The sequence below is a fragment of the Rhodococcus sp. YL-1 genome, from assembly GCF_001942025.1.
Taxonomy (GTDB): domain Bacteria; phylum Actinomycetota; class Actinomycetes; order Mycobacteriales; family Mycobacteriaceae; genus Rhodococcus_F; species Rhodococcus_F qingshengii.
On the sequence record NZ_CP017299.1, the window covers coordinates 192,039 to 215,490 of the forward strand.

Annotated in this window: 25 protein-coding genes; 14 read left to right on the forward strand and 11 right to left on the reverse strand. The window is 63.4% G+C overall.

Features of this window, described 5'->3' with window-relative positions; all coding sequences use genetic code 11:
• Nucleotides 1-49 precede the first annotated feature (49 nt).
• The 3 genes from BH682_RS00925 to BH682_RS00935 all read left to right on the forward strand — a co-directional run bounded on the left by BH682_RS00925 (nucleotide 50) and on the right by BH682_RS00935 (nucleotide 2,588).
• Nucleotides 50-1,228 (forward strand): acyltransferase family protein, encoded by a 1,179-nt coding sequence (locus BH682_RS00925; RefSeq protein WP_047272742.1) that lies wholly within the window; start codon nucleotides 50-52, stop codon nucleotides 1,226-1,228.
• Complete coding sequence (gene msrA / locus BH682_RS00930; RefSeq protein WP_020905733.1) at nucleotides 1,167-1,880, forward strand: peptide-methionine (S)-S-oxide reductase MsrA; 714 nt, start codon at nucleotides 1,167-1,169, stop codon at nucleotides 1,878-1,880. The genes BH682_RS00925 and msrA overlap by 62 nt, the downstream gene beginning before the upstream one ends.
• A gap of 111 nt (nucleotides 1,881-1,991) precedes the next feature.
• Entirely contained in the window at nucleotides 1,992-2,588 is a 597-nt protein-coding gene (locus BH682_RS00935; protein WP_223304488.1) for an Rv1733c family protein, read from the forward strand.
• 15 nt (nucleotides 2,589-2,603) lie between these two features.
• Here BH682_RS00935 and BH682_RS00940 read toward each other — a convergent pair whose 3' ends face one another.
• Both BH682_RS00940 and BH682_RS00945 read right to left on the reverse strand, forming a co-directional pair.
• Complete coding sequence (locus BH682_RS00940; RefSeq protein WP_003944174.1) at nucleotides 2,604-3,533, reverse strand: LLM class F420-dependent oxidoreductase; 930 nt, start codon at nucleotides 3,531-3,533, stop codon at nucleotides 2,604-2,606.
• A 21-nt stretch (nucleotides 3,534-3,554) separates the two neighbouring features.
• Nucleotides 3,555-5,330 carry a hypothetical protein gene (locus BH682_RS00945; RefSeq protein WP_075831780.1) on the reverse strand — a complete coding sequence of 592 codons (1,776 nt, stop codon included), beginning with the start codon at nucleotides 5,328-5,330 and terminating at the stop codon, nucleotides 3,555-3,557.
• A 415-nt stretch (nucleotides 5,331-5,745) separates the two neighbouring features.
• Between BH682_RS00945 and BH682_RS00950 the strand changes: the two genes are divergently transcribed.
• From BH682_RS00950 to BH682_RS00965, 4 genes are read left to right on the forward strand one after another with little or no spacing between them, the layout of a single operon-like run.
• Nucleotides 5,746-6,723 carry a DUF4328 domain-containing protein gene (locus BH682_RS00950; RefSeq protein WP_064688001.1) on the forward strand — a complete coding sequence of 326 codons (978 nt, stop codon included), beginning with the start codon at nucleotides 5,746-5,748 and terminating at the stop codon, nucleotides 6,721-6,723.
• Nucleotides 6,720-7,484, forward strand: coding sequence for a glycerophosphodiester phosphodiesterase (locus BH682_RS00955; protein ID WP_003944175.1), 765 nt, complete (start codon nucleotides 6,720-6,722; stop codon nucleotides 7,482-7,484). The genes BH682_RS00950 and BH682_RS00955 overlap by 4 nt, the downstream gene beginning before the upstream one ends.
• An 11-nt stretch (nucleotides 7,485-7,495) precedes the next feature.
• Nucleotides 7,496-8,410, forward strand: coding sequence for a DUF5926 family protein (locus BH682_RS00960; protein ID WP_003944127.1), 915 nt, complete (start codon nucleotides 7,496-7,498; stop codon nucleotides 8,408-8,410).
• A 53-nt stretch (nucleotides 8,411-8,463) separates the two neighbouring features.
• Nucleotides 8,464-9,282, forward strand: coding sequence for an alpha/beta fold hydrolase (locus BH682_RS00965; RefSeq protein WP_003944129.1), 819 nt, complete (start codon nucleotides 8,464-8,466; stop codon nucleotides 9,280-9,282).
• On the opposite strand, the gene BH682_RS00970 is transcribed toward BH682_RS00965, so the two are convergent.
• Both BH682_RS00970 and BH682_RS00975 read right to left on the reverse strand, forming a co-directional pair.
• Nucleotides 9,279-9,824: a ferritin gene (locus tag BH682_RS00970; protein ID WP_030535839.1), complete on the reverse strand. Its 546-nt coding sequence runs from the start codon at nucleotides 9,822-9,824 to the stop codon at nucleotides 9,279-9,281. The genes BH682_RS00965 and BH682_RS00970 overlap by 4 nt on opposite strands.
• A 154-nt stretch (nucleotides 9,825-9,978) precedes the next feature.
• Nucleotides 9,979-10,905, reverse strand: coding sequence for a cation diffusion facilitator family transporter (locus BH682_RS00975; RefSeq protein WP_007735998.1), 927 nt, complete (start codon nucleotides 10,903-10,905; stop codon nucleotides 9,979-9,981).
• A 179-nt stretch (nucleotides 10,906-11,084) separates the two neighbouring features.
• On the opposite strand from BH682_RS00975, the gene BH682_RS00980 reads away from it, so the two are divergent.
• Genes BH682_RS00980 through BH682_RS00990 form a run of 3 tightly spaced genes read left to right on the forward strand, consistent with a single transcriptional unit; the run spans nucleotide 11,085 to nucleotide 13,046 of the window.
• The gene (locus BH682_RS00980) at nucleotides 11,085-11,714 is read left to right on the forward strand and encodes a M23 family metallopeptidase (protein ID WP_075831782.1); all 630 of its coding nucleotides are present in this window, start codon (nucleotides 11,085-11,087) and stop codon (nucleotides 11,712-11,714) included.
• A gap of 28 nt (nucleotides 11,715-11,742) precedes the next feature.
• Complete coding sequence (locus tag BH682_RS00985) at nucleotides 11,743-12,102, forward strand: BlaI/MecI/CopY family transcriptional regulator (RefSeq protein ID WP_063315268.1); 360 nt, start codon at nucleotides 11,743-11,745, stop codon at nucleotides 12,100-12,102.
• Nucleotides 12,099-13,046: a M56 family metallopeptidase gene (locus BH682_RS00990; protein WP_003944128.1), complete on the forward strand. Its 948-nt coding sequence runs from the start codon at nucleotides 12,099-12,101 to the stop codon at nucleotides 13,044-13,046. Before BH682_RS00985 ends, BH682_RS00990 begins: the two co-directional genes overlap by 4 nt.
• Here BH682_RS00990 and BH682_RS00995 read toward each other — a convergent pair whose 3' ends face one another.
• A complete protein-coding gene (locus BH682_RS00995) occupies nucleotides 13,047-13,691 on the reverse strand; it encodes a DsbA family protein (protein WP_030535837.1) in 645 nt (214 codons plus the stop codon). It abuts the gene before it with no gap.
• A 126-nt stretch (nucleotides 13,692-13,817) separates the two neighbouring features.
• Here BH682_RS00995 and BH682_RS01000 point away from each other — a divergent pair, with 126 nt between their 5' ends.
• Nucleotides 13,818-14,759, forward strand: a complete 942-nt coding sequence (locus BH682_RS01000) for a cytochrome c oxidase assembly protein (RefSeq protein ID WP_042920585.1) — start codon at nucleotides 13,818-13,820, stop codon at nucleotides 14,757-14,759.
• Nucleotides 14,760-14,770: 11 nt separating this feature from the next.
• Here BH682_RS01000 and BH682_RS01005 read toward each other — a convergent pair whose 3' ends face one another.
• The 5 genes from BH682_RS01005 to BH682_RS01025 all read right to left on the reverse strand — a co-directional run bounded on the left by BH682_RS01005 (nucleotide 14,771) and on the right by BH682_RS01025 (nucleotide 18,931).
• Nucleotides 14,771-15,316, reverse strand: coding sequence for a ferritin (locus BH682_RS01005; RefSeq protein ID WP_003944176.1), 546 nt, complete (start codon nucleotides 15,314-15,316; stop codon nucleotides 14,771-14,773).
• Between the two features lie 37 nt (nucleotides 15,317-15,353).
• Nucleotides 15,354-15,824, reverse strand: coding sequence for a hypothetical protein (locus tag BH682_RS01010; RefSeq protein ID WP_075831784.1), 471 nt, complete (start codon nucleotides 15,822-15,824; stop codon nucleotides 15,354-15,356).
• Nucleotides 15,825-15,923: 99 nt separating this feature from the next.
• Nucleotides 15,924-17,159: an LCP family protein gene (locus tag BH682_RS01015; RefSeq protein ID WP_007736010.1), complete on the reverse strand. Its 1,236-nt coding sequence runs from the start codon at nucleotides 17,157-17,159 to the stop codon at nucleotides 15,924-15,926.
• Nucleotides 17,160-17,319: 160 nt separating this feature from the next.
• Nucleotides 17,320-18,141: a CPBP family intramembrane glutamic endopeptidase gene (locus tag BH682_RS01020; RefSeq protein ID WP_003945405.1), complete on the reverse strand. Its 822-nt coding sequence runs from the start codon at nucleotides 18,139-18,141 to the stop codon at nucleotides 17,320-17,322.
• A gap of 10 nt (nucleotides 18,142-18,151) precedes the next feature.
• The gene (locus BH682_RS01025; protein WP_003945406.1) at nucleotides 18,152-18,931 is read right to left on the reverse strand and encodes a DUF2470 domain-containing protein; all 780 of its coding nucleotides are present in this window, start codon (nucleotides 18,929-18,931) and stop codon (nucleotides 18,152-18,154) included.
• 139 nt (nucleotides 18,932-19,070) lie between these two features.
• On the opposite strand from BH682_RS01025, the gene BH682_RS01030 reads away from it, so the two are divergent.
• From BH682_RS01030 to BH682_RS01040, 3 genes are read left to right on the forward strand one after another with little or no spacing between them, the layout of a single operon-like run.
• On the forward strand, nucleotides 19,071-19,709 hold the full coding sequence (locus BH682_RS01030) for a hypothetical protein (protein ID WP_075831786.1): 639 nt from the start codon (nucleotides 19,071-19,073) through the stop codon (nucleotides 19,707-19,709).
• Nucleotides 19,710-19,740: 31 nt separating this feature from the next.
• Nucleotides 19,741-20,655: a prephenate dehydratase gene (pheA, locus tag BH682_RS01035; RefSeq protein ID WP_042920580.1), complete on the forward strand. Its 915-nt coding sequence runs from the start codon at nucleotides 19,741-19,743 to the stop codon at nucleotides 20,653-20,655.
• A complete protein-coding gene (locus BH682_RS01040; RefSeq protein WP_007736019.1) occupies nucleotides 20,652-21,320 on the forward strand; it encodes a histidine phosphatase family protein in 669 nt (222 codons plus the stop codon). Before pheA ends, BH682_RS01040 begins: the two co-directional genes overlap by 4 nt.
• A gap of 9 nt (nucleotides 21,321-21,329) precedes the next feature.
• On the opposite strand, the gene BH682_RS01045 is transcribed toward BH682_RS01040, so the two are convergent.
• Entirely contained in the window at nucleotides 21,330-23,432 is a 2,103-nt protein-coding gene (locus tag BH682_RS01045; protein WP_075831788.1) for an acyltransferase family protein, read from the reverse strand.
• Nucleotides 23,433-23,452 lie beyond the last annotated feature (20 nt).

A 23,452-nucleotide genomic window follows, 5' to 3' on the forward strand; every position in this document is an offset into this window, starting at 1 on the left:
AATATGCGCAAATTCGTCGTAAAGGTGAACGGAACCTTAAACTTGCGCGATGCCCGCACCAGTTTTCCTCCCGGAATCACCAGAGGCGGCCGCGCCTCGGGTGAATCTTCCGGGCGCTGACCTGTTGCGAGCCCTGGCGGTTGCCGCCGTGATCTACTCCCACATCTCTTTCTACGTCATCGACGATCTCGGCTCGGGTTGGTGGGTGATCGACGTCGTCTACGGCGTTTTGATCGAGCCTGCCGAACTCAACCAGCACCTCTCTTTTGTCGGCGTCGCAGTATTCATGATGCTTACCGGTGCTCTGGTGACGCGATCCGCGATTCGCGACGGCCCCGGAAAGTTCTTGACCAACCGATTCAGTCGACTGCTGCCCGCATTCTGGGTGGCGACCGCGATTGCCATTCTTCTGGTCCGCCTCGGAATCAACGGAATGTTCAGCGGTCAGGAGGGTATTTCCGATACCGAAGCGTTGATGAGCTTTTTTCTCGGCGGATTCTTTCTCAAGCCCGAGGTAGCAGTTCTGGGAGTGACCTGGACACTCACCGTTCAATTCCTCTTTTATCTCGCATGTGTAGCGGCTCGCCCGATACTGCGGCTGCGACCGATCGTCATGCCGCTCGCCGGTGGTGCGCTGTGCTCGCTGGTGCTGCTCTACAACGTCTACGCGCCGCTGCCGTACACCGTGCCGATGCTGTCCAAGATCGCCGCGACGCTGCCGGCCGTCTTCCTCGGCCAGATCATGTACCTCGCGTGGGCGAAGCTCGCTCCCGGCCGCTGGCTGATCGCGGCCGTCCTCGTCCAGATGCACGTCATCATCGTGGCGACCCAGTTCCGCGTCTACTGGGCCGGTGAGCACTATCTGTGGACCATTTCGGTAGTCGCTGCAGCGGTAGTTCTCATCGGCCGCTACGACGGCGTCCCGACGCGCTGGCCGGTCGTGAAGTGGCTCTCGACGCGTAGTTACGTCATCTATCTCGTGCACACCCTGATCCTGTACCGCGTCGTCGAGAACACCGTTTTGTACGTCGGACCGACGCTGGCGTTTGCACTCTTCCTTCTGGCCACGGCCGCGGTAGCAGAAATCGGCTACCGGTGGGTGGAGTTGCCCGGCGCCCGCGCGATCACGGCGTGGCGAAACAGTCGCTCGCGCGTAGCATCGAAGCATGAGCTGGTACGACGACATTCTGGGACGAGCGTCCGCAAAATCCACGCTGATCGCGCCTGAGGACGCACTCCCGGGCCGAGAGCAGAAAATGCCGGTTCCGACCGCGCACTACGTCAACGGGCATCCGTTGACGCCGCCGTTTCCGGCCGAACTGCAGACCGTCGTCGTAGGGATGGGTTGTTTCTGGGGCGCCGAGAAGGAGTTCTGGCAGCTTCCCGGCGTGTACACGACCGCTGCGGGTTATGCGGGCGGCTTCACGCCCAACCCGACGTACGAAGAGACGTGCTCCGGACGTACGGGTCACACCGAAGTCGTGCTGGTGGTCTTCGATCCCGCAGTGATCTCCTACGAGCAGATCCTGGCGCACTTCTGGGAGAACCACGATCCGACGCAGGGGATGCGTCAGGGTAACGACCAGGGCTCGCAGTACCGTTCGGCGATCTTCACGACGTCCGCGGAGCAGGAAGAAATCGCTCATGCGTCGGCCGTCGCTTTCGGTGAACGGCTTGCCGAAGCCGGATATGGAGCGATCACCACCGAAATCGGTCCGCTGCGCGACTTCTTCTACGCGGAGGATTACCACCAGCAGTATCTGGCGAAGAATCCCGGCGGTTACTGCCCGGTGCATGCCACGGGCGTCAGTTGCCCGGTCGGATTGCTCCGTCAGGATCAGGTTCCGGCGCAGACGGACATCCTTCCGCCGAGCGAATAACTGGACAGGTGTTGGAGGACACATGTGATTCAGCTCGTTAACACTTGCAACTAGATCGAAACAAAGGGAATCTCGATGTAAGAGTGTGTCGTCGAGAGAACTGAGCTCACAATGTCAGGTAGTACGCGAGGAACTGCGTCGCTGCTCCGACGCACAATTCATGTAGGCCACGATCCGATGGTTCGCCGCAGTGATCGGATCGAAGGGTTCATGTCCTTCGGTCTGATCATTTTCGCGATTCTTCTGCTGCCTCTCGCGGTATGGGCAGGGGCTGCGACTGCTTCGAGCCAGAACGCACTGATCGCCAAACAATCCGCCGAATTACACAGTATTTCGGCGACGACGACAGCAGATTCGACGCAGACCACCGCCTCGACAGCCGATTACATTGCGCCGACCACCGAAATGGCCAGCGCGCAGTGGAACTGGAACGGCCAGGTTCACACGGGTGATGTCACTGTCGACTCGGCGACGCCCGCCGGCACCGAGGTCCCCATCTACGTCAATGATCAGGGCGACAAGACCGTAGCTCCGATCACTCAGAGTGCTGCCGACGTCGCAGCCGTGGTGACCGGGGTTTTCACCTGGTTCAGCGTGATGTCGCTGCTGGTCATCGCTTTCATGCTGGTGCGCGTCTTTCTCGACCGTTCCCGCTCGGCCCAGTGGGACCGAGACCTACGCGCGTTCCTCGACGCGAACGCGCTGTAGATCCCGGCCCATTCCTTACTGCAGTTGGGGCATGACCTCGCTTGCGACGAGTTCGAGATGATCCAGATCGGCGAGATCGAGAGTCTGCAGATACACGCGCTGTGAACCGGCGTCGGCGAAAGTGCCGATCTTGTCGACCAGCTCCGAAGGTGTTCCGGCCAGACCGTTCTCACGTAGCTCGTCGACGTCGCGTCCGATAGCCTCGGCGCGCTTCTTGATCTCCGCCTCGTCGCGGCCGCAGCACAGGACGAGAGCGTTGGAGTACACCAATTCGTTCGGATCGCGCTCGTGCTCGACGCAAGCCTGACGAACCCGCGCAAAGATGTCCTTCGTTTCCTCGAGGGACTTGAACGGGATGTTGAACTCGTTTGCGAACCGAGCGGCGAGCGCTGGAGTCTTCTTCTTGCCTGTGCCACCGATCAGGATCGGCGGACCGTCGACCTGGTGCGGTTTGGGAAGCGCGGGAGAGTTCTTGATCTGCACGTGCTTACCGTCGTAGTCGAACGTGTCGCCGACCGTCGTACGCCACAGACCGGTCACGACGTCGAGAGTTTCCTCGAGCAGTTCGAAGCGATCCTTGAGCGCCGGGAACGGGATGCCGTACGCCTGGTGCTCTTCCTCGTACCAGCCGGCACCGATGCCGAGGTCTACGCGGCCACCACTCATCTGATCGACCTGTGCGACCGAGATGGCCAGCGGTCCGGCGTGACGGAACGTAGCCGACGTCACCAGAGTGCCGAGGCGGATGGTGGATGTTTCGCGGGCGATTCCGGCGAGCGTGATCCACGCGTCGGTGGGCCCGGGAAGGCCGTCGGAATTCATGGCGAGATAGTGGTCCGAGCGGAAAAATGCGCCGTAGCCGAGTTTTTCGGCGGTCTGGGCAACAGTCAGTAGTTGTTCGTAGGTAGCGCCCTGCTGGGGTTCGGTGAATATACGCAGCTCCATGAGTTCTACTCTGCCACTATTTCACTTGGTCGGGACGACGGCACCGACTTGTCCGGCGCCGAAACACAGGGTCGGTCCCGGTGTTGTCGGCGTGATCTTCACGCTGTTTCCGTGGCCGACCAGGCGCACGAACACCGAGTGCAAACCTTGGGTGACGGGTACGGATACTGCGTCGCCGGACTCCAACGCAACATCGATCGTTCCGTCGGCGCTGGCGAGGTAATTGAGCTGAACCGTCCATTCCCAGCCGGCCAGGGGGCCGTCGAGGGGGAGCTCGGTCGGGCCTTCGGCACGGGTGCCGCAGTTCGGCGCCGTTCCTTCGGGAATCCTTCTCGTCCAGGTCACTTCGGCATCGACGATCTGACCGCTGTCGTCGATGGCGCGCAGAATCGGAGTGCTGGAAGAGAATTCGGGGCGATCAGGCAGCGGCGCGAGAACGTTGCTTGCCAAATTGTTCGGAAAGGCGACGGGAAGGAGCACTTCGATCGCGACGGGTTGCTCGAGCAGTGGAGCATTCTGATTCTGTGACAACGACATTCGCGCGTTCGCGAGGTAGTCGCGGGTCGGGTTCTCGCGCCAGATGTCGACGAACGTGACGGTCGAGACGAGCGAACTGATCACGAAGAGCACTGACAGGCCGGCGGCGACTGCGACGGGCAAACGGGCCGGACGTCGCCGAGGCGCAGCGAGAATAAGAGCGGCGGCGAGGGCGAACACCGTCGCCGAATCCGTGAAGTAACGCAAGGTCTGCGCCAACTCGTAAGTGGTGTCGGTGTCGGATCGGGTAGCGGTCATCGCCACCACGGAGGCCAGGAAGTACAGCGCCGCGGCAGCCCAGATCCAGGCAGCGCCGCGTCGGGCACGCACTGTCATCACGGCCGTCGTCAGCAGCGCGGCCCAGGATGCGACCACCAAGAGCGTCGGCGGATCGGCCCAGGCGGGGCTGGGGATCCACCGCTCCCAGCGCCAGGGGCCGCCGAGAAGAGTGGGAAGCATCCCCAAAGACGTTCCGTGATGCAGCAGTTCGGTGGACATCGAACGGCCGTATCCGGTGATCGGAGATTCGACAGTTGTCAGATACACCGGAATCCAGATCGCGAGCACGGCGGCGCAGGCCGTCCACAGGAGTCGGCACTTCGTGATCGCACTTCGTATCGGCGTTCCTTCACCTTGTGTGCGCAAGTACAGCACCAGAAAAGCGAGTGCCACGAACGGAACGAGCACTGCTTTCTCGAAGAACAGCAAGGAGATGACAAAAACCGCGGTGCCCGAGAACACGTAGCGCACCTGCCCGGTGCGGTACAGCTTGATCGCGTCGCCGCATGCCCAGGCCAGCGCGATCTGGAGCGGCAATGCATTGAGCGCGGCTGCCCACCACGAGAACGCCGGAAGTGTCAGCGGGACGAACAGATACAGGATCAACGGAATCAACAGTGCCGGTCGCCGGCCGAGGACCAACCGAAGAGTGCGCAGAAGCGCCAACGACGCGGCGGCCTGACCGACGACGAGCAGTGCCGCCGACAGCGCCCAGTTGTACGGCGCGAAACGGGCGATCAACCCGGTGAAGAAGAAGGCCGCGGGCATGAAGTGACCGTCGTGGTCGTAGAGCAGGAGTTCGCTCGAGAAGAGTGGGAAGCGTCCTCCGCGGCCCATCAGGATGAGGTCGTCCCAGTAGAAGTAATTGCTCGCGGCAACCCAGACGCGAATGACGAGCTGACATCCGATCAACACGAACGCGAGCTGCGTGACCCGTCTCGGGGTGAACGTCAGAGTTGGCTCGGGCTGTGGAGAAGTCATCGACGGTCATGCTTCCAGGTGTGTCAAAAACCGACTTCTCATAAAAAGGGGATACCGGTCTTTTCTGTCTTTTCGGGAGCAATTTCTGAATGGATTGTGAACTTTGCCGGGATAAATGACGTCGACGCCCGAAAGTTCACTGACCTGCGGTGTCAAATTCATCCTCGAGCCTGTGCATCGTTCGCTAACACCTGTCAGCAAATTCTCAGGGTCTTGCCCGTGACCTGTGGATAAAGCCCGATTCATTCATCCAGAACTGTGGATGAACCTGTGGAAACTGTGGATAACTCGAGTTTTTAAGTGGCGGAGGTCACATTATTCGAACAATGCAGGTGAACGCGGTGGAGGTTCGATCACAAATCGGGAGTGAATCCATTTGCTGCCGTTACCGATACGGCGTGACAGAATCGAAGTTGTGAGTGTCGTTCAGGTCTGCGCCCGGTGCGCCGCACGCTGGCCTGTCGTCGGCGGCCCGACGCAGTGGTGCCCGCGCTGCAGCGGCGTCCTGCTGATCCCCACCCGCACCGAGATCTACCAACCGCCCAACCGCCGTGGCTTCCGCTGGATCGCGCGCTCCCCGTCCGACCCCCGCGGCGTGGGGGACGCACCAGTGCGTCGTAGCTTCTCCACTCCGCGCTACGACGCTGTCCCGCAGTGGGGACTCCAGGACGTCGTCGACACCTCACCGGTGCCGCCCTCGCGAGCGGACCGGATGGCCGACCGAGTCGGGCCGTTGCTGACGCTCGCAACGATCCTCTACGGACTGGCGGTGTTCGCCGAACTGGGCAGATACGCGATCCTGGTCCGCAACCGCACCAGGCTGATCCCGCAGCCGCTGCTCACGGTCTCCGACGCCGCCGTGTACTTCACTCAGTTGGGTGGACTGCTGATCTCGGTCTTCGCGGCAATCGCCGCTGTGTGCTGGCTGCTTCGTCGGCGTCGTGAACACTTCGCAGGTGCCCGGGAATCCGATCCACGCACAGCGTCGGAAGTTGTCGTCGGCTGCGCTGTGCCGATCCTCAACCTGGTGATGCCGGCCGTTTATCTCTTCGAGTTGGTCCGCCGCGATCCGCGCGGAACCCTGCTGGTCAAGATCTGGTGGGGCTTCTGGGCATTCAGCGCTCTGCTGCTGGTGGTCAACGCGTACTGGCGATCACGCCCGGGGATTCAGGCAATGGCCGACGGGGTTCTGCTGAACGCTTTCATCGCACTGATCGCTGCCGTCACCGCGGCGTTGACGCTCGTCGTGATCCGCCGGATCGAGCGCAAGAGCTGGCGCGGTGAACCGGAATCGGAAACCCGCTGGGTGCCAGTGCCGCGCTCGGTGCTGGAAGAAAAGACGGTGCTGGAAGAGAAGACGGTGCTGGACGAGAAGGAGACCGCTGCCCTGTGAGCCCAGATCGTCGAGGTCCACTCGTCGTTGCGCACCGAGGTGCGTCGGCTGCGCGGCCGGAGCACACCCTCGCCGCCTACGAACTGGCCCTCGAGGAGGGTGCCGACGGGCTCGAATGCGACGTCCGGCTCACCCGCGACGGACACCTGGTCTGCGTTCACGACCGCAAGGTCGACCGCACCTCCAGCGGGACGGGGATCGTCAGCGAGATGACGCTCGATTCGCTGAACGCTCTGGACTACGGGTCGACGAGCGAACCGGCCGAACTGCTGACTCTCTCCGATCTCATCACCCTCGCTCTGGATTTTGCGCGCCCGGTGAAGCTGTTCATCGAGACCAAGCACCCCGTGAGGTTCGGCGGATTGGTCGAAGCCAAACTCCTGGCGGAACTGCACCGCTTCGGGATCGCGTCGCCGCCGTCGGCCGATCATTCGCGCGCTGTCGTCATGTCTTTCTCGGCGAGTGCGGTGTGGCGAGTGCGTCGTTCGGCACCGCTGCTGCCGACGGTCCTGCTCGGTGACGCGTCGCGGTACCTCGGCGGCGGTGCGTCGACGGCTGTGGGCGCTACGGCGATCGGGCCGTCGATCAAGGCGCTGCGCGAACATCCCGATCTGGTCGATCGGGCCGCCGCTGCGGGTCGCGCGACGTACTGCTGGACCGTCGACGACAAGGCGGATGTGGACCTGTGTCGTGAGCTCGGGGTCAGTTGGGTTGCCACCAACCATCCCGGGCGCACGAAGCAATGGCTGGGCAGCGTGTAGATTTTGCCCTCGTGGCCAAGAAGAGCAAAAGAAACAGTGGACCGAAGCAGGGCAGCGCACGCGCAGAGAAGCTGGCGGCACGCCAAGCAGAGCGTGAAGCCGCTGCCGGCGTAGTCAGCCGCCCGTTCGAGGGCCTTGCCGCCGAGTGCGATCTGGTCGCGCTGCGCGAATTCGTTCCGTCCGCCACGGCTCCGTTGCCGGTCATCGGCTCCGACCGTCCCGTCACGTTGGCAACGGTCCTCCCCGGCGCTGTTGCCGCACTCGTCCGCGACGAGGGCGAGACGGCCACAGGATTTGTCGGTGTCCAGGTTCAGGCGCACTCGGCCGACCTCGGCGCAGACCTCGCCGCTTCGGTGAACTGGATCAAGGACGCGGCCCCCGGCGACGCGCTTTCTGCCGCGAACCCCGATTCCGAGACCCCCGCAGTCACCGCTGTCGTCGATCCCTCGGCACTGCTCGACATCACCGTGCACCAGAACTTCAACTGGTGGATCCCCGAGGGCGTCGAAACCGATCCCGAGGTTGCCGCCACCGTGCAGCACGCCAACTCGGCGATCATGCCCTCTGCACGCCTCGAAGGCGACGGCCTCGTTGCCGCGTGGTGGGTCGACGCCGGCGAGAAGGCGCACCTGCGTTGGGTTCGTCCCGAGAGCGAAGACGACCTGATGCTCGCGCTGGCGCGCGTGCACGCGACCGGTGGACTGCATCTGGGTGAGGGCTCGCGCTACGCAGGCTCGTTCCGCACCCACGGCCTGTTGGTTCCCGTCTTCGACCTCGACCGCGAAAAGCATGCAAACGAGTGGGTAGCGGCAACCGTCGAGCTCGGTGAGCGTCTTGCCGAGGCTCTGGCCGTCGATGCTCCGCTGACCTCGGCCGAGCTTCGCTCGCGCGACGGACTTCGTGGTCGTCAGGTCACGCTGCGCTGATTTTTTCGCCCGAACTATAGGCGTTACGCGAAGTTACGGTTAATGTTGGTGACATGACCTTGTCGCATGACATCTCCGGTAGTGGTCCCACGCTTGTGCTCGTCCATGGCATCGTCCATCGACGGCAGGCGTGGGATTCGCTTTTGGACCAGCTGACGCCGTACCGCCGCGTCGTCACCGTCGACCTGCCGGGTCACGGAGAGTCGCTGCTGCCCGAACTCGGTCCGGACGTCATGGGACAGCTGATCGACGATGTCAGTGAGTTCGTCAAGGAAGTGACGCCGGCGGGGGAGCGTGCCCACGTCGCGGGAAACTCCCTCGGCGGCTGGATTGCCCTCTCGCTGGCAGCGCGCGGAGATGTCGCGTCGGCGACAGCTCTTTCGCCGGCCGGGTTCTTTGTCAATCACCTCGATCAGGTGCGAGCGATCAACACGTTCCGTGCACTGCGCGGCACGGCCAAGCTCATGGGTGACGGATTGCCACGCGCATTGCGGTACAAGCTGATTCGCTATCCGGCGCTCGCCGCGTTCTTCGCTCACCCGAGTCATGTCGGTTATGCAGCGGCGTTGGCCGACTGCCGTTCGCTCGTGTCGAACGAACTCGTCGATCTCGGTCTCGAGATGGACTTCGTGCTGCCGCCCATCGTGGATCCCACTGTGCCGGTGACGGTTGCGTGGGGTCGACGCGATCTCATCCTGCCCGTGTATCAGGCGCAGCGCGTGAAAAAGCCGTTCCCGCAGGCAAAGTTGATGGTTCTGCCCGGCCTGGGGCACGTACCGATGACAGATGCCCCCGAGCTGATCAGTTCGATCCTGCTGGCAGGAAGCGAACCGTTCGGCTCGAGGGCAAAATCCGTGAGTGCTGCAGGCTAGATGGTTCCGCCGGCTGCGCTCGGTGCACCGGTGGTGTCACCGACGGTGCTCATCTCGCGGGACACGAAGTCTTCGAGGTCGAACAGGTTGGCGCCTGCGCGGTCCGCGATGGTGAGAAGTGTTGTCATGCTTGCAACTTCCTCGACCTGCTCCTTGAGGAACCACTGCATGAACTGCTCGCCGAGGTAGTCGCCTTCTTCGCGGGCAGTGCTCGCGAGCTGGACGATTTGCTCGGTGACCGTCTTCTCCTGCGTCAGCGCGAGAGCGATGGGCTCGCGGGCATCCTTGAAGTCGGCCTTCGCGGCGTCGACGCCGGTGAGTTCGACATTGATGTCGCGATCGAGGAAATACTGAACGATCATCATGGCGTGGTTACGCTCTTCCACAGCCTGCTTGTAGAAGTGCTTTGCCAGCTGTGGCAGATCCGCATTGTCGAAGTAAACCGCTGTCGCGATGTACTGATGCGAAGCGTTGAACTCGTTGCGAATCTGGTCTCGGAGTAGTGCGTGGAATTTGGTCATGTGAGTCTCCCCAGAAGTCATGAATTCCAAGATAGTGCAGGTCAGAGGCCCTGTCATCCCAGTATGACCTTATTGTGGTAAGCGTTCCCAAACTAAAGAAGACCTAATTTTTCTTCGAATTCGGTGAGGTTATCGAGCCCGGTGAATTCGAATGTTTCATTTAGGAATGTCCATTTCACCAGGCGAGTTCCGCGCATTTACCGTCGCTTCCCTGTAGTTCCACCTGTACGGTGGCGTGCCCCAGTTCGAATACCTCGGCAAGCAAGGTTCGGGTTGCTGCGAGCACCGTTGTGGGATCGGCGTCACTGACCGCGGTGACGTGAACGGAAGCAACTTCCATCCCCGAGGTGAGTGTCCAGACGTGCAGATCGTGCGCGTCGACGACTCCCGGCAGAGCGTTGATCTTCTCGATGATCGAGGTGACGTCGATGCGGTCGGGAGCCTGCTGGAGGAGGATGCGAACGGCGTGGCGGCCCAGGTTGAAGGCACGTGGCAAGACGAAGAGGCCGATCGCGACGCCGATGACGGGGTCGGCGTAGCGCCAACCGAACGCGAGCGTGACCAAGCCGCTGACCAGGACGCCGATGGACCCGACCATGTCCGCCATGACTTCGAGGTAGGCGCCGCGGATGTTGATGCTTTCCTTCGCGCCGCTGCGCAGCATGAGGAAGGCGATGACGTTCATCGCCAGACCGACGACGGCGACTGTCGCGACGGGAAGGCCGGGAACCTCGGGCGGATCCGTGAAGCGGCTGGCGGCCTCGTAAAGCACCCACCCGGCGACTGCGAAGAGCAGGATCGCATTGGCCAGTGCCGCAAACACTTCCGTGCGGTACATGCCGAAAGTACGGTCGGGGCGCCGGGCGGCACGCTGTGCGACGAGGATCGCGGCGAGCGCCATGAAGATGCCGAAGATGTCTGTGAACACGTGCGCCGAGTCCGAGAGCAGGGCCAGTGACGAGGTGAAGAGGCCGACCGTCACCTGCAGCACGAAGGTCACCAACCCGAGGCCGGCGGCGATCCACAGTTTGTTGACATGCTTGCCGCTGTTGCTGGTCGCAGCCTCGGCGGGGGAGATTCCGTGCCCGTGTCCGTGTGACATCGAAGGTCCTTTCGTCGCCGCCAGCCTAGACACATATGCATATATGCGCAATAGTGCATGTTTTAAAAACTATGCAACATAGTTGTAAGGTGGCGGCGTAGACCTTCATTTGTCATCGACGCGAGGACCGAGAAGTGGGAAGACATCGAAAATCCGAGCCGATCAGACCCGGCGGGCGCATGGCCGCGGTTTCCGTGGCGACGGGTGCAATCCTCGCGTCCGGCACTTCCATCGGGCACGCGTCGCCGCCGCCGATTGCAGTCGAGGATGCATCTGCGGTGTCGGCGCCGGAGATCCTCGACCTTGTCCGGCCGACGGATCTTGCTGGAATAGCCGAACAACTCGGCAAGACGCGACAACTCGAATCCGAGCGAGCGGCGCTGGCGTTCGAGGCCGAAAAGCCACAGGTGATGGCCCCCGTCAGCGGGACGATGACGTCCAACTTCGGTCCACGGTGGGGAACCACCCACTACGGTCTCGACATCGCGAACGCGATCGGAACGCCCATCGTGTCGGCGACCGACGGTGTTGTGCTCGAATCCGGTCCCGCCGCGGGATTCGGGCTCTGGGTCCGCATCCAGCAGGACGACGGGACCGTCGGCGTCTACGGACACATCAACGAGGCGCTCGTGGTTGCGGGTCAGAAGGTGCGGGCGGGTGAGTTGATCGCGACCGTGGGCAATCGTGGACAATCGACAGGACCACACCTGCACTACGAGGTGTGGCAATCTGACGGACAGAAGACCGATCCGCTCGTGTACCTGAATTCCCGGGGCGTGTCGTTCGGGGAGAAGACCACGGGCGACTGAAGTTCTGTCACGACGCGATGGAGGAGCAATGCAGGGGCTTGGCGGACTCGAAGCCGAGGTCATGGATGTGCTCTGGCAGTCCGACGACGCGCTCTCGGTCAAGGATCTGGTCGAGATCCTGGGTGAGCGTCGACAACTTGCGTACACCACGATCCTGACCGTCGTGACGCATCTCTTCGACAAGGGCTGGGTGAGTCGTGAGAAGAAGAGTCGCGCCTACTTCTATCGGCCGAGTCGCAGCCGTGAAGAGGCCACATCCAGAGCACTGCGCGAATTGTTGGACAGCAGTTCCGATTCCGCTGCCGTGCTGTTGCACTTCGCCAAGACCATGACAGATGCCGAGAACGAGGCCCTGCGCCGGGGTCTTTCCGGGGAAGGTGTGCAATGACATTGGCGTTGCCGATGTTTCTCGGTGCGATGCTCGTGGGATTCCTGGTTCCGAGAGTGTTGCGAGCCGTTTCCTCGGCGTTGTCACCGGCGGTGCTGCTCGCGGCGTGGCTCGGCAGCATGGCGTCGGCTCTGTATCTCGCTCTCTCCGCGGTCTTGGTTCTGGTGTGGCCGAGCCACGCGCCGGTCGAGGGGCTGGTCGACGGTATCGCTCGGTGTTTCAGCGCCTTCGCTCACGGCACGAGTTCATGGGTGGGTGAACTGATCACCGGCACAGCCGTTGCTGTGGTGGGTGTGATCGCCGTTCGGATCGTGCTGGCCGGCCGCAAGCAGGCACGTGAGCACGCGAGGGTCCGAGATTTCCATCGTGATGTTCTCTCGATCGTCGCGCGCCGCGACAACTCGGAGTCCGACGTGTTGTGGCTGGATCATCCGCTGCCTATGGCGTACAGCGTCGCCGGAAAGCCTGGATTTGTTGTTGCGACGCAAGGCTTGTCATCCGCTCTCAGTGGAGGCGAGCGTGACGCCGTCCTCGCGCACGAGCGTGCACACCTGAGCGGCGGTCATCACCGAATTGTCGGTGCGTGCGAAGTCTTGGCCGCTGTTCTTCCGCGAGTGCCGTTGTTCGCGGCGGCACCCGCTGCCGTCGGCGCGATCGTCGAACTGTCGGCGGACAGACACGCCGCTCGCGTCACCAGCCCGGCTGCGGTGCGTTCCGCCCTTGCCGTGGTGTCGAAATCGCCGCTTCCTCAGCCGGACTGGAGCTTGAGCGATCGCGGCAGCGCGACCGCGGTGCGATTGAGTTCCCTGGTCGACGGCGACGTGGCGTCGCCTCGGCGACTGACCTGCGCGGTGGCGGCCTGTGCGCCGGCCGCTGTCACGACGGCCGTTGCCGCAGCCGTGACGGTGGCCGTCTCCGCGGGGATCTGCGCTGTTCTGACCTGATCATTCTCCCAAGGCCGAATCGATCTGGGCTTTCAACTGCTCGTAGCTCGGCATCTGGTCCAGCTTCACGTCGTTGAGGAACAGCGTCGGAGTACCTTGGACGCCGAGGCGTCGGCCTTCTTCGAAGTCGCGCTCGACCCGCTCGCGGACGCCGCGGCTGCCGAGGTCGGATTCGAATCGGGCCATGTCAAGTCCGAGATCTTGTGCGTAGGAACGGAACAGCGCCTCCTGTGATTCGGCGGATTCACCCCATTGCGACTGCGTCTCGTACATTCGCTTGTACATCTCGACGAATTTGCCCTGGCGAGATGCGGATTCGACGACCTGCGCCGCGAGAGTGCTGTTGGTGTGACTCGGAATCGGAAAGTATCTGATGCCGAACGTGATTCGATCCTCGTACTCCGCTCTGATCCGCTCCATCGTCGGGTACAGCGCGAGGCAGGCTTCGCATTCGAAGTCGAGGAACTCGACCAGGTTCACCTTGCCGTCGGCGGCCGAGGTCAATCGGTACGCGTCGTCGGTGAGGACGGCGGTGGATTGTGCTGCCCGATCGGCGTTCTCGTTGTCTGCCCGAATCGGATCGACGGTGATGAACGTGATCAGTGCTACCGCGAACACCGCGATCAGGGCGGCGGATATCTTCATGCTTCTGGACACTGCTGTGCACCTGTACCTTCCGTCGAATTCCTAAATACTATCCAACATAGTAGTTAGGTGTAGAGTCGACGGTACCCGCATGGAGACGAAGGAGGACCCGCCGGTGAAGCGTTCGTGAATGACACGCCGCCGCCGTCGATCGGGCAGATGCTGGAGTGGGATACCTCATCCCTCCCGCTTCTTCCTGCCCTGGGAGTTGTTCTTGCACTCTGGTATTGGACTGGCGCTCAGCGAGTTCGCGCGAGCGGGCGACCGTGGCCGTGGCATCGGACAGCGTGTTTCCTCGGTGGGTGCCTGCTGCTGATCGCGGTGACCGGACTGAAGGTCGAGAGCTACGGCTACGAACTCTTCAGCGTCTGGATGTTCCAACACCTGACGCTCTCGATGGCGATCCCGCCGCTCTGGGTACTGGGCTCGCCGGGACTGCTGCTACTACGTTCGACGCCGCACCGAGGAATAGGAAAAGGCATTCTCGCGCTTGCCCTCTCGGCATTGCGCAGCCCGCCGGCGCGGTGGATGCTGCACCCCGGGTTCACGATCCCGGTATTTCTGTTCAGCTACTACGGGATCTACCTGTCGCCGATCTTCGACACCGTCTCGGCGTTACCGGCTGGACACGTCTTTCTCGAGATCTTCTTTCTCGCCAGCGGTCTGCTATTCATCATGCCGGTGCTCGCCACGGGCCCACTGCCGGTGCGACAGAGCTACCTCGGCCGGTGTTTCGACCTGTTCGTGGAGATGCCGCTGCACGTGTTCATCGGCGTCGTACTCATGATGGCGACAAAGCCGCTGCTGACCACGTTCGTGGATCCGCCTCCGGAGTGGGGCGTGGACGTGATGCAGGATCAGCAGCTGGCGGGCGCCCTCGCGTGGTCGTACGGAGAGCCCGTCGCGCTGGTGGTGGTCGTGATCTTCGCGATGCGCTGGAACCGCGACGACAAACGGATGAATGCCGACCTGGACCGCCGCGCCGAGATCGACGGCGACAGTGATCTTGAGGCGTACAACAATTTCCTCAGATCACTGAACGCCGCCGAGCGGCCGGAGACTCGGTAGGCCGGTGGCCCTCAGACGCCGCCGCCGGCGGGCGTCGGCGCCATTGCGTCGGCAGCGGCCGGGGTGTTCATCTCGCGTGCGACAAACGTTTCGAGGTGGAACAGGTTGTCGCCGGCGCGGTCGACGATGGTGAGAAGTGTTGTCATGCTTGCCACTTCCTCGACCTGTTCCTTGAGGAACCACTGCATGAACTGCTCGCCCAGGTAGTCGCCGGTATCGCGCGCGGTGCGTGCCAGCTGCGTGATCTGCTCCGTGACCGTCTTCTCCTGCTCGAGTGCCAACTCGACCGGAGCCCGGACACTGTCGAACTTCGTCACGACGTCGTCGATGCCCGGAACATCCACGTCGAGGTCGTTGTCGAGCAGGTACTGGATCATCATCATCGCGTGACCGCGTTCCTCGGTGGCCTGGCTGTAGAAGCGCGCGGCCATCTGCGGAAGATCGTGTGCATCGAAGTACACCGCTACCGCGATGTACTGCTGCGATGCAGTGAACTCGTTACGGATCTGCTGACGCAGCAGAGTGGTGAATTCGCTCGAGTTCTTCGCCTGTGTCATCCCAACAGGTTACTGGGTCGTCGCCGCTGAGAGGGAGCTACTTCTTGTCGAGCTGATCGATGACGAAGCCCACAGTTTCCGGTCGGTACCCGTAGACGAACGAGTCCTTTTCGCCGACGTACCAATCGCCGCACTGAAAAGAACTGCCCTTCTCGACCCCCGTCGGCCACCACTGTGCGGACAACGATGCGGGACGAGTTTCGACGGTGGGTCGTGCGATGCAGCTGTTGTGATCTATCTCCGCGATGTTCGCAGTCATTCGCAGGATGCGTTCGTTGCCGGTGGTGCGGATGACCTCGTCGATACCCGTTGCGCCGGCGGGAACCCAACTCGGCAGTGTGTCGATTCCGTTGGATGCTTGTGCAAAAGAGAAGGTTTCGGTTTTCTTGTACGCCTTGGAGTCGTCGAACTTCTCGAAGGTTCCGGAGCAGGACGTCACGAGTGCAGCAGCTCCGACGGCGGCGGCAACGACGGCGAGAGTGCGGAATCGGTGGTGTGTTGTGTTCATACCTTCACGGTATTTTTCGGCCGCCGATTCCGCGTCCTGCCGGAAAGCGATTTGTTCGCCGGGCTTGTCCTCCCGCGGTACTACCGGAACTCAGGGCGATTACCCCGTGGTGATCAGATCCTGTGGAATCTGCTGATCGTTGGCCAGGGCGTCGAAGAACTGCGAAGCGCGCGCCTTGTCCCACAACAACACGTTGCCCGAACCGTCCACGTCCTCGAAACCGGCGACCGGAACCGTCGTGGTGGTCATCCCGCCGCGAAGCGCCCAGGCGAGTGAGGCCAGATTCCAGATGTGATCGCCTTCGTCGACCTGTAGAGATTTGGCGGTATCGGAGACGAGTGGCCACAACCGGAACGGATTGAGGAACGTGGTCGGACTCGTCGCCTTCGACAGCAACGCCGACATGAACTGGCGCTGGTTGTTCATGCGGTCGAGGTCGGCGAGCGCCGTCGCGCGAGTTCGCACGAACCCGAGTGCGTCCGAACCCTTCAAGTCCTGGCATCCGGCGGGGAGGTTGATCCCGGCCAGCGGATCGTCGATCGGCTGTGCCAGGCACACGTTGACGCCACCGACGGCGTCGACGATGCCGGCGAACCCGCTGAATCCGATCTCGGCGTAGTGGTCGATGCGAAGCCCCGTTGCCTCTTCGACGGTCTGCACCAGCAATGGAGCGCCACCGAAGGCGAAGGCGGCGTTGATCTTGTCCGACCCGTAGCCGGGAATCGGAACGTACGAATCGCGAGGGATGCTGACCATGGTCGTCTTCCCACTTTTGGGGACGTGGACCAAGATGACCGTGTCAGTGCGCTTGGGGCCGGTGTCACCGCCCGTCGCAAGGGCTTGCTCCTGCTCTGGGGTGAGCCCCTCACGACTGTCGGACCCGACGATCAGCCAGTTCGTGCCCGGAGTATCGGCGACGCGTCCCGCGTAGTCGGGCAGCGCGTCGATTCGATTGAGCGAACTGTCGACGTAGTAGATCGCGCCGGCCAGCGCGAGCAGCAAGACCAACAACGTGATGCCGATACGTTTACCCCAGCTACGACGCTTGCGGGGGCGTCGCTGCTTCGGAGGTTCTGGAGGGCGCGGCGGGGCGTTCGGCGGGGTTCGGCGCGGCGGTGCGGGCGCGTACTTCGCCTGGCGCTGCGGATCCTGACGCGGCGGCCCCTGCCTGCGCGGGTCGTCCTGAAACGGTTGCGGGCGCTGGGTCGGCGCCCAGTCCTCACGCCTGGGCTGCTGCGGCGCTTGTGGTGGGACCTGTGACCAGGCCTGATTGGCCGGATTCTGCTGCTGCGGGCGTCCGTCGCGCCGAATGACCGTCGGCCCTTCCGGCGGCATCGGTGGACGCCGCTGCGGGGGTGGGCCCTGACGGGGTGGATTCTGGCGTGGAGGGTTCTGCCTCGGAGGCATCGGTCCACGCGGAGGTGGCCCTGGCGGCTGGCGCCGCGGAGGGCGCTGAGGATATTCGGAGTCGCCGGTCACCAGTTCACGGTACCGGTCACGGCAGCCAGGAGACGTGATCGCGCAGGAGGGCGTAACCGATGAACGCCACCATGTCGATGAGAGCGTGGGCGATGACCAGCGGCCAGAGTTTCCCGGTGCGCTGCCAGTACCGGCCGAACACGAGCCCCATGATCACGTTTCCGACGCCGCCACCGAACCCCTGATAGAGGTGGTAACTGCCGCGCAGGAGTGACGACGCGAGCAGTGATTTGTTCTCGCTCCAACCCAGCGTTCGGAGGCGAGTGATCAGGTAGGCGACGACCAGCACCTCTTCGGCACCGGAGTTCGCGATCGCGGACAGTACGAGGATCGGCACCCGCCACCAGTGATCGTCGAGCGCACTGGCCTGGACGGTGAGGTTGATGCTCAGTGCCTGAGCCACGAGATAGAACAGCAGACCGGGGAGACCGATCACAGCGGCGAGGCCGAATCCCGGTGCTATGTCGCGCCCGAATCGAGGCTTGGGGGTCAGTCCCGCAGCACGTGGACCGATCCCCGAACGCCACAGTAGATAGAGTCCCAGCGCTGCCCACGCGAGAAGCTTTGCGACGCCCAGCAATTGGCGCGCCAGGTCGATCCAGTCGATGGCGGCCCGTGACGGGTTGAGTGCAACCGTCTGATCCGAGAGCGCAACCGGCGTCGCCAAGGATTCGGCGAGTGAGAGGATCCCGGACAATCCGCTGAGTCCGAAGGTGACCAGCAGGACGATCGTGATCTCGATCCAGACTCCGCGTCTGGCGGCCGGATCGAGGGCCGGGCCGGCCGGGACGGGAGTCGGCGGCCGTAACCAGGTGCGGACGGTTTCGCGGGCATTCACCCGCGCAACGCTAGCCGTTTGATGCGCCGCCCGATCGGAGGCCGTTGAGGAAAGGGCACCCGACCAGCATGCGGATGGCGCGGCTCAGCGCGGGAGCGTCGTCGACGGGGTTGGCGAACGGCATCCACACGTCGCGGTCACCGGTGTGATCCTCGACCCGCAGGCGAAGTCCGTAGCGGTCGATGCCGAGTGGGCGAACGCGTCCGGTGCGCATGTACGGGGGAAGCTTGCGCACGAGCAGGTCCACGAGGTCGCGGTGGTCTTCGTCGAGATGCTGCAGCCATGCGGTCTCCATTTCCCAGAAGGGATCGGGGCTGGCGTTCAGCAGTTCGTCCACGGCGACGGGTTCTGCCCCCGTTGAATCAGCGACTACAGCCGAGGCCAGGCTCAAGCGAAGGAGGACCGAGGTGTGGCCGATGTCGAGGAGCCCCGGGTGTGGATGTTCGGATGCGACGTCGTCGGCGAGAACGCGTGCCTCGTAGTCGGGCACGGCGTGCAACGAGCCGCGAAGCCACACGAGGGAGCGCACGGGCTCACGCAGCCGCAGTGGTGCGTGATCGGTGATCTCGAGGACGGCAGGCAGGCCGCCGCCGCCGGAGTTCCAGGCCAGAGCCGCAGCAGCGGAGGCATGTGGGACTGCAACGACGACGTCACCGTTCGAACGCAGGTGATGCACCGACGTGACGGTGGGATCGCTGCCTTCGATGGCGAGAACTGCGTCTTGTGCGCGCACACAGGCGCTGCGGACGCGTTCGGCGGTGGACGGGCCGGTGCTGGTCTTCGTTGCCATGCTGCCCCCTTGGCGGGTGTTCTCTCGAACTCCATCGGATGATGAGGTAACCCTAACCTAAGGCGCTTCGGTGTGAATCGCAAGACTTTTGTGCAACTCGCGTGGAATCCGCCGCCTGCGCCGGGGTTACGGTTTGTCTGTGGCCATTCCTCTCTCACTCGGGCTGCCCGCCCCGAGAAACTCGCGCGGACTCCTCGAAGCACTCTTTCTCCCGGTTGTTCCGGCGTCGGTTCTGATCGGTGGCGAAGCAGCACGCCGGGTTGTCGTCCGTCTCGATATCGATCCGGAAGAACTGCGTGCGGACACGGAAGCGTCGTACGAGGCCGTCCGTTTCGACGTCGACGTCACCACCGACCAGATCGACGACGCGATCGCGCTGCGCCTGCCCGCTCCGCTCGCTGTGTATGTCGACGGCGGCGAAGAGGATCTGACACCCGCTGAAGCGGCGCTGCGTCTGTGCGAAGGTGGCCGGATCCCCGGACTCGCCGCCGGTCTTACGCCCACCGAAGTGGCTGATTTCCTGGCGGTACTCGCGCACGAGTCCGTCGGTTTCGTAGCCCGCGCGGCCGACGGCGACGAGGTGATCTCCCTGCTGTGTGGCACCGTCGCTGCACTGCGCGGCGACGACGTGCGCGCCGCGATGGTCGATCCGAAGCCGGAAAAACTTGCCGCGCTGATCCCCGAAGCCGCGTCGGCCATGCGTGAGGTGCTGCTCACGATCGAGGTCGCGGATCTGCCTGCAGTGGAAACGGCTTTGCGTGCCGCGGGTTTGCAGTGACCGGCGTGGGTCGGTGCGTAATCTTTTAGGCGTGCCAAGAATCGCGTATTTCGGTCCGTCGGGAACCTTCACGGAGATAGCTCTCGCCCAGTTGGAGGCTGAGGGCGCGTTCGGCGAAACCGTCGAGCGAGTACCGGCCGGCAGTCCGCCGGCGACTCTCGACATGGTTCGCGACGGTTCCGTGGACGGAGCCGTGGTTCCCTTCGAGAACTCGGTGGAAGGCGGCGTAGCTCCGACGCTCGATTCACTCGCTCTCGGTTCTCCGCTGCAGATCGTCGCCGAAACCGATCTGGACGTGAGTTTCTCCATCCTGGTTCGGGCCGGGACCACCGCCGATCAGGTCCGAACGATCGGCGCGTACCCCCATGCGGGCGCGCAGGTCCGCGGATGGATCGCCGAGAACCTGCCCCAGGCCGAGGTGGTGTTGGCCTCGTCCAACGCCGGTGCGGCCCTGGATGTGCAGGCCGGAACCGTCGACGCCGGTGTGTCCACGGCTTTGGCAGGTCAGATGCTCGGACTCGACAGCCTGGCGGACAACGTCGCCGATGTAGGCGGCGCCCGCACACGTTTCGTGTTGGTCACCAAGCCGGCCCCGGTTCCGGCGCGGACCGGTGCCGATCGCACCGCGCTGGTGCTTCACCTCGACAACGCTCCCGGCTCCCTGGTGCGTGCACTCTCCGAATTCGCCGCTCGCGGTATCGACCTGACTCGGATCGAATCACGGCCGATGCGAACGGAATTGGGCACGTACCGGTTCTTCGTGGACTGCGTCGGACACGTCGAGGACTCGCTGGTGGCCGAGGCGATGCGTGCCCTGCATCGTAAATCCGGAGTCCGCTTCCTGGGGTCGTGGGCGACAGCGAATTCGACCGGGCCACAACCTCCTTCGGACGAAGAAGCGATTCGGTGGATCGACGAACTCAAGCGTGGAGGGGGAGAACGATGACCGGAAGGCTCATCCTCGTTCGGCACGGTCAGACGGAGGCGAATGTCGCCAAACGTCTCGACACCGCACTACCCGGAGCAAAGCTCACGCCGGAAGGGTTGGCGCAGGCCGAGACTTTGGGCATCGGCCTGGCTTCGGCGCCGCCGCTGGCACTCGTATCGTCGTTGGCTTTGCGTGCCCGGCAGACAGCAGGTTTCGTGGAGCAGGCCGCCGGTGTCTCTCTGGACGTGCGGGACGGATTGCACGAGGTGCAGGCCGGTGACCTCGAAGATCGTACCGACGAGGCCGCGCACCGACTGTTCATGGAGACGTTCCATCACTGGCACACCGGCAACCTCGGCGCTCGCATCCCCGGTGGTGAAACGGGATACGACGTCCTGGAGCGATACGTCCCAGTCGTCAATTCGTTACGCGAAGAATTTCTCGAAGGCTCACGAGACGGCGGCGACATCGTCGTGGTCAGTCATGGTGCAGCGATCCGTCTTGTCGCAGCCCAGCTTGCCGGTGTCCCCGGTCTGTTCGCAGCCAACAACCACTTGGCCAACACCGAGACTGTCGAACTGTTGCCTTCGGTCGACGGCGGTTGGGAGTGCCTGCGCTGGGGAACCGTCAACCCGCCGTTCGAGCATCGACTCATCCCCGGTGCCGACGACGTGATGGGCTGACGGCCGGCTTCACCACCAACCGGTCTGGACGCTCAGTTGGCGCCCGAGTTCAGCGGACAGAGTGCTCACGTAGCTGGCTGTCAGGTGGTGGGAATCGTGATACACCAATACATTTCCCTCCACGACGCGGCACAACTCCGGTCCGCAGACGCCGTCGCTGAGGTCGAGTAGACGGACGTTGGTCAGATCGCCGATCGCCGACGGCGCCGGATTGACGTCGCTGAGCATTTCGGACCGTGGCATCGCGCAGTGATCGGGTGACGTGGTTGTCGCCAGACAGTCGATCGCGCGGTAGGCGACGCCGTCGTGGTGCAACCACGGGGTATCGCGGATGGCGAGCACGTCGATACCGTCGCGCCCCAGTTCCTCCCACACGTGTACGTAAGACTCGGGCGTCACGTCGCCAGGGCCGTCGGAACTCGGCCTGGTTGCCGTCGTGAACACGAAATCGGGTGAGGCGTCGGCCAACTCGGTCAGCACTCCACGCGACCAGTCGACGCAATCCGGATAGTCGTTGTCCGACAACGTCTGCATGGAGTCGATGGTGAGCGGGCAGCCCATCTTCAGATACGTGTCGACGCGGAACCCGTGACTCTTGCCGAGTTCGTCGAGCGCAGTGAGCCAGTGCTCGGAGTGCGAACCACCCGCGAGCGCGATGGTTCTGTCTGCGTCGGCGTCGCCGTAGGTGCAGTGGACGACGTCCCGCTCGAGAAAATCGGCGATACAGCCGTCGAGCGTACTGGCCGGAAGGTCCAGTGGCGCATCGAAGATCGAGGGAACCATCGACGCCTTGGGTACTTCGACACCGTCGGTGAGCGCGAGTGCGCCGGGATGGGTCGGGAGGTCGAGGGTGTCGACTGCCCGCTGGCCCGTCGTCTGGCTGCTCGCGTACGACTGCCAGGCGACCGAAGCGGCGAGGACCACGGCAGCGGTGACGACGCATGCCAGGACGGTGTACCGGCGCGAGCGGCCTCCACGTTCCACCGGAACCTCGATCAGGCGCCGGAGTGCAAGCGCCCCCGCGACGGAGAGGGCGATGATCAGTGCCCCACCGAGCAGGCCGGCTTCGGGGCGTCCGGTGATCACGAGTGCAAACACCAGAATCGGCCAGTGAATCAGGTACAGCGCGAATGCGAACGAGCCGAGCCACGTCAGTGCCGGATGGGCGAGCGTCTTCGACGTCCAAGGCGTGTCGTCGCCGACTCCGGACAGGATCAGCGCAAGAGTGGCCAGCACCGGCACCAGCGCCCACGGGCCGGGGAACTGCTGGGCGCCGTCGAGCACTATGCCGCACAACAGGATCGACGAAAGACCCGCCCAGCCGATCGTCGCTCTGACCGAGAACGGCAGGGATGCGATCTGCCGACTGCGTGTGCTGGTCATCAGAACGGCCAGCAGACCACCGAGTGCCAATTCCCACAACCTGGCACCGGAGTCGTAGTACGCCCAGGCTTGGTGACGTGAAGATTTGGCGAGTGCGTAGAGAAAAGATCCTGCGGTCAGAACCAGAAGGGTGACCGCGAGTGACGGGCGGAAATAGTTGGGATTCACGCGTGAAGCCACATAAGCGATCACGGAGACCAGTGCGATGGCCAGGAGATAGAACTGACCTTGTACGGCCATCGACCACAGGTGCTGCAGGGGAGTGACCGAGCCGTCGGCGGCCAGGTAGTCGCTTGCGGTGCTGGCGAGCTGCCAGTTCTGGAAGAACCCGAGCACCGCGATCAGTTGATCGCCCAGATCGGCCCAGCGTGTGCGTGGCAGCAGCAACGCGGTCCCCAGTGCGGTCAAAATGCTGACCACCGCGATCAGGGGGAACAGCCGCAGAAACACCCGCCGCAGTGCCGGGACCGGGTTGAGTGAACCCCCGGCTTCGGCGCGTCGAACCAGTGAGCCGACGAAGAAGTATCCGGACAGAACCAGGAAGACGTCCACCCCGCCCGATACCCGTCCGAACCACACGTGGAACACGACCACCAAACCGATGGCGAGGCCACGCAGTCCGTTCAGGTCTTGTCGGTGCGGTGTTGTTGCCCGTTCATCGTTCGGCCGGTCGATCGTGGCGACCGAGCCTTGTTCGCCCGGTGACGACGGTTGACGCGAGAACTGCATGCTGAAGTAAGGCTCCGGGC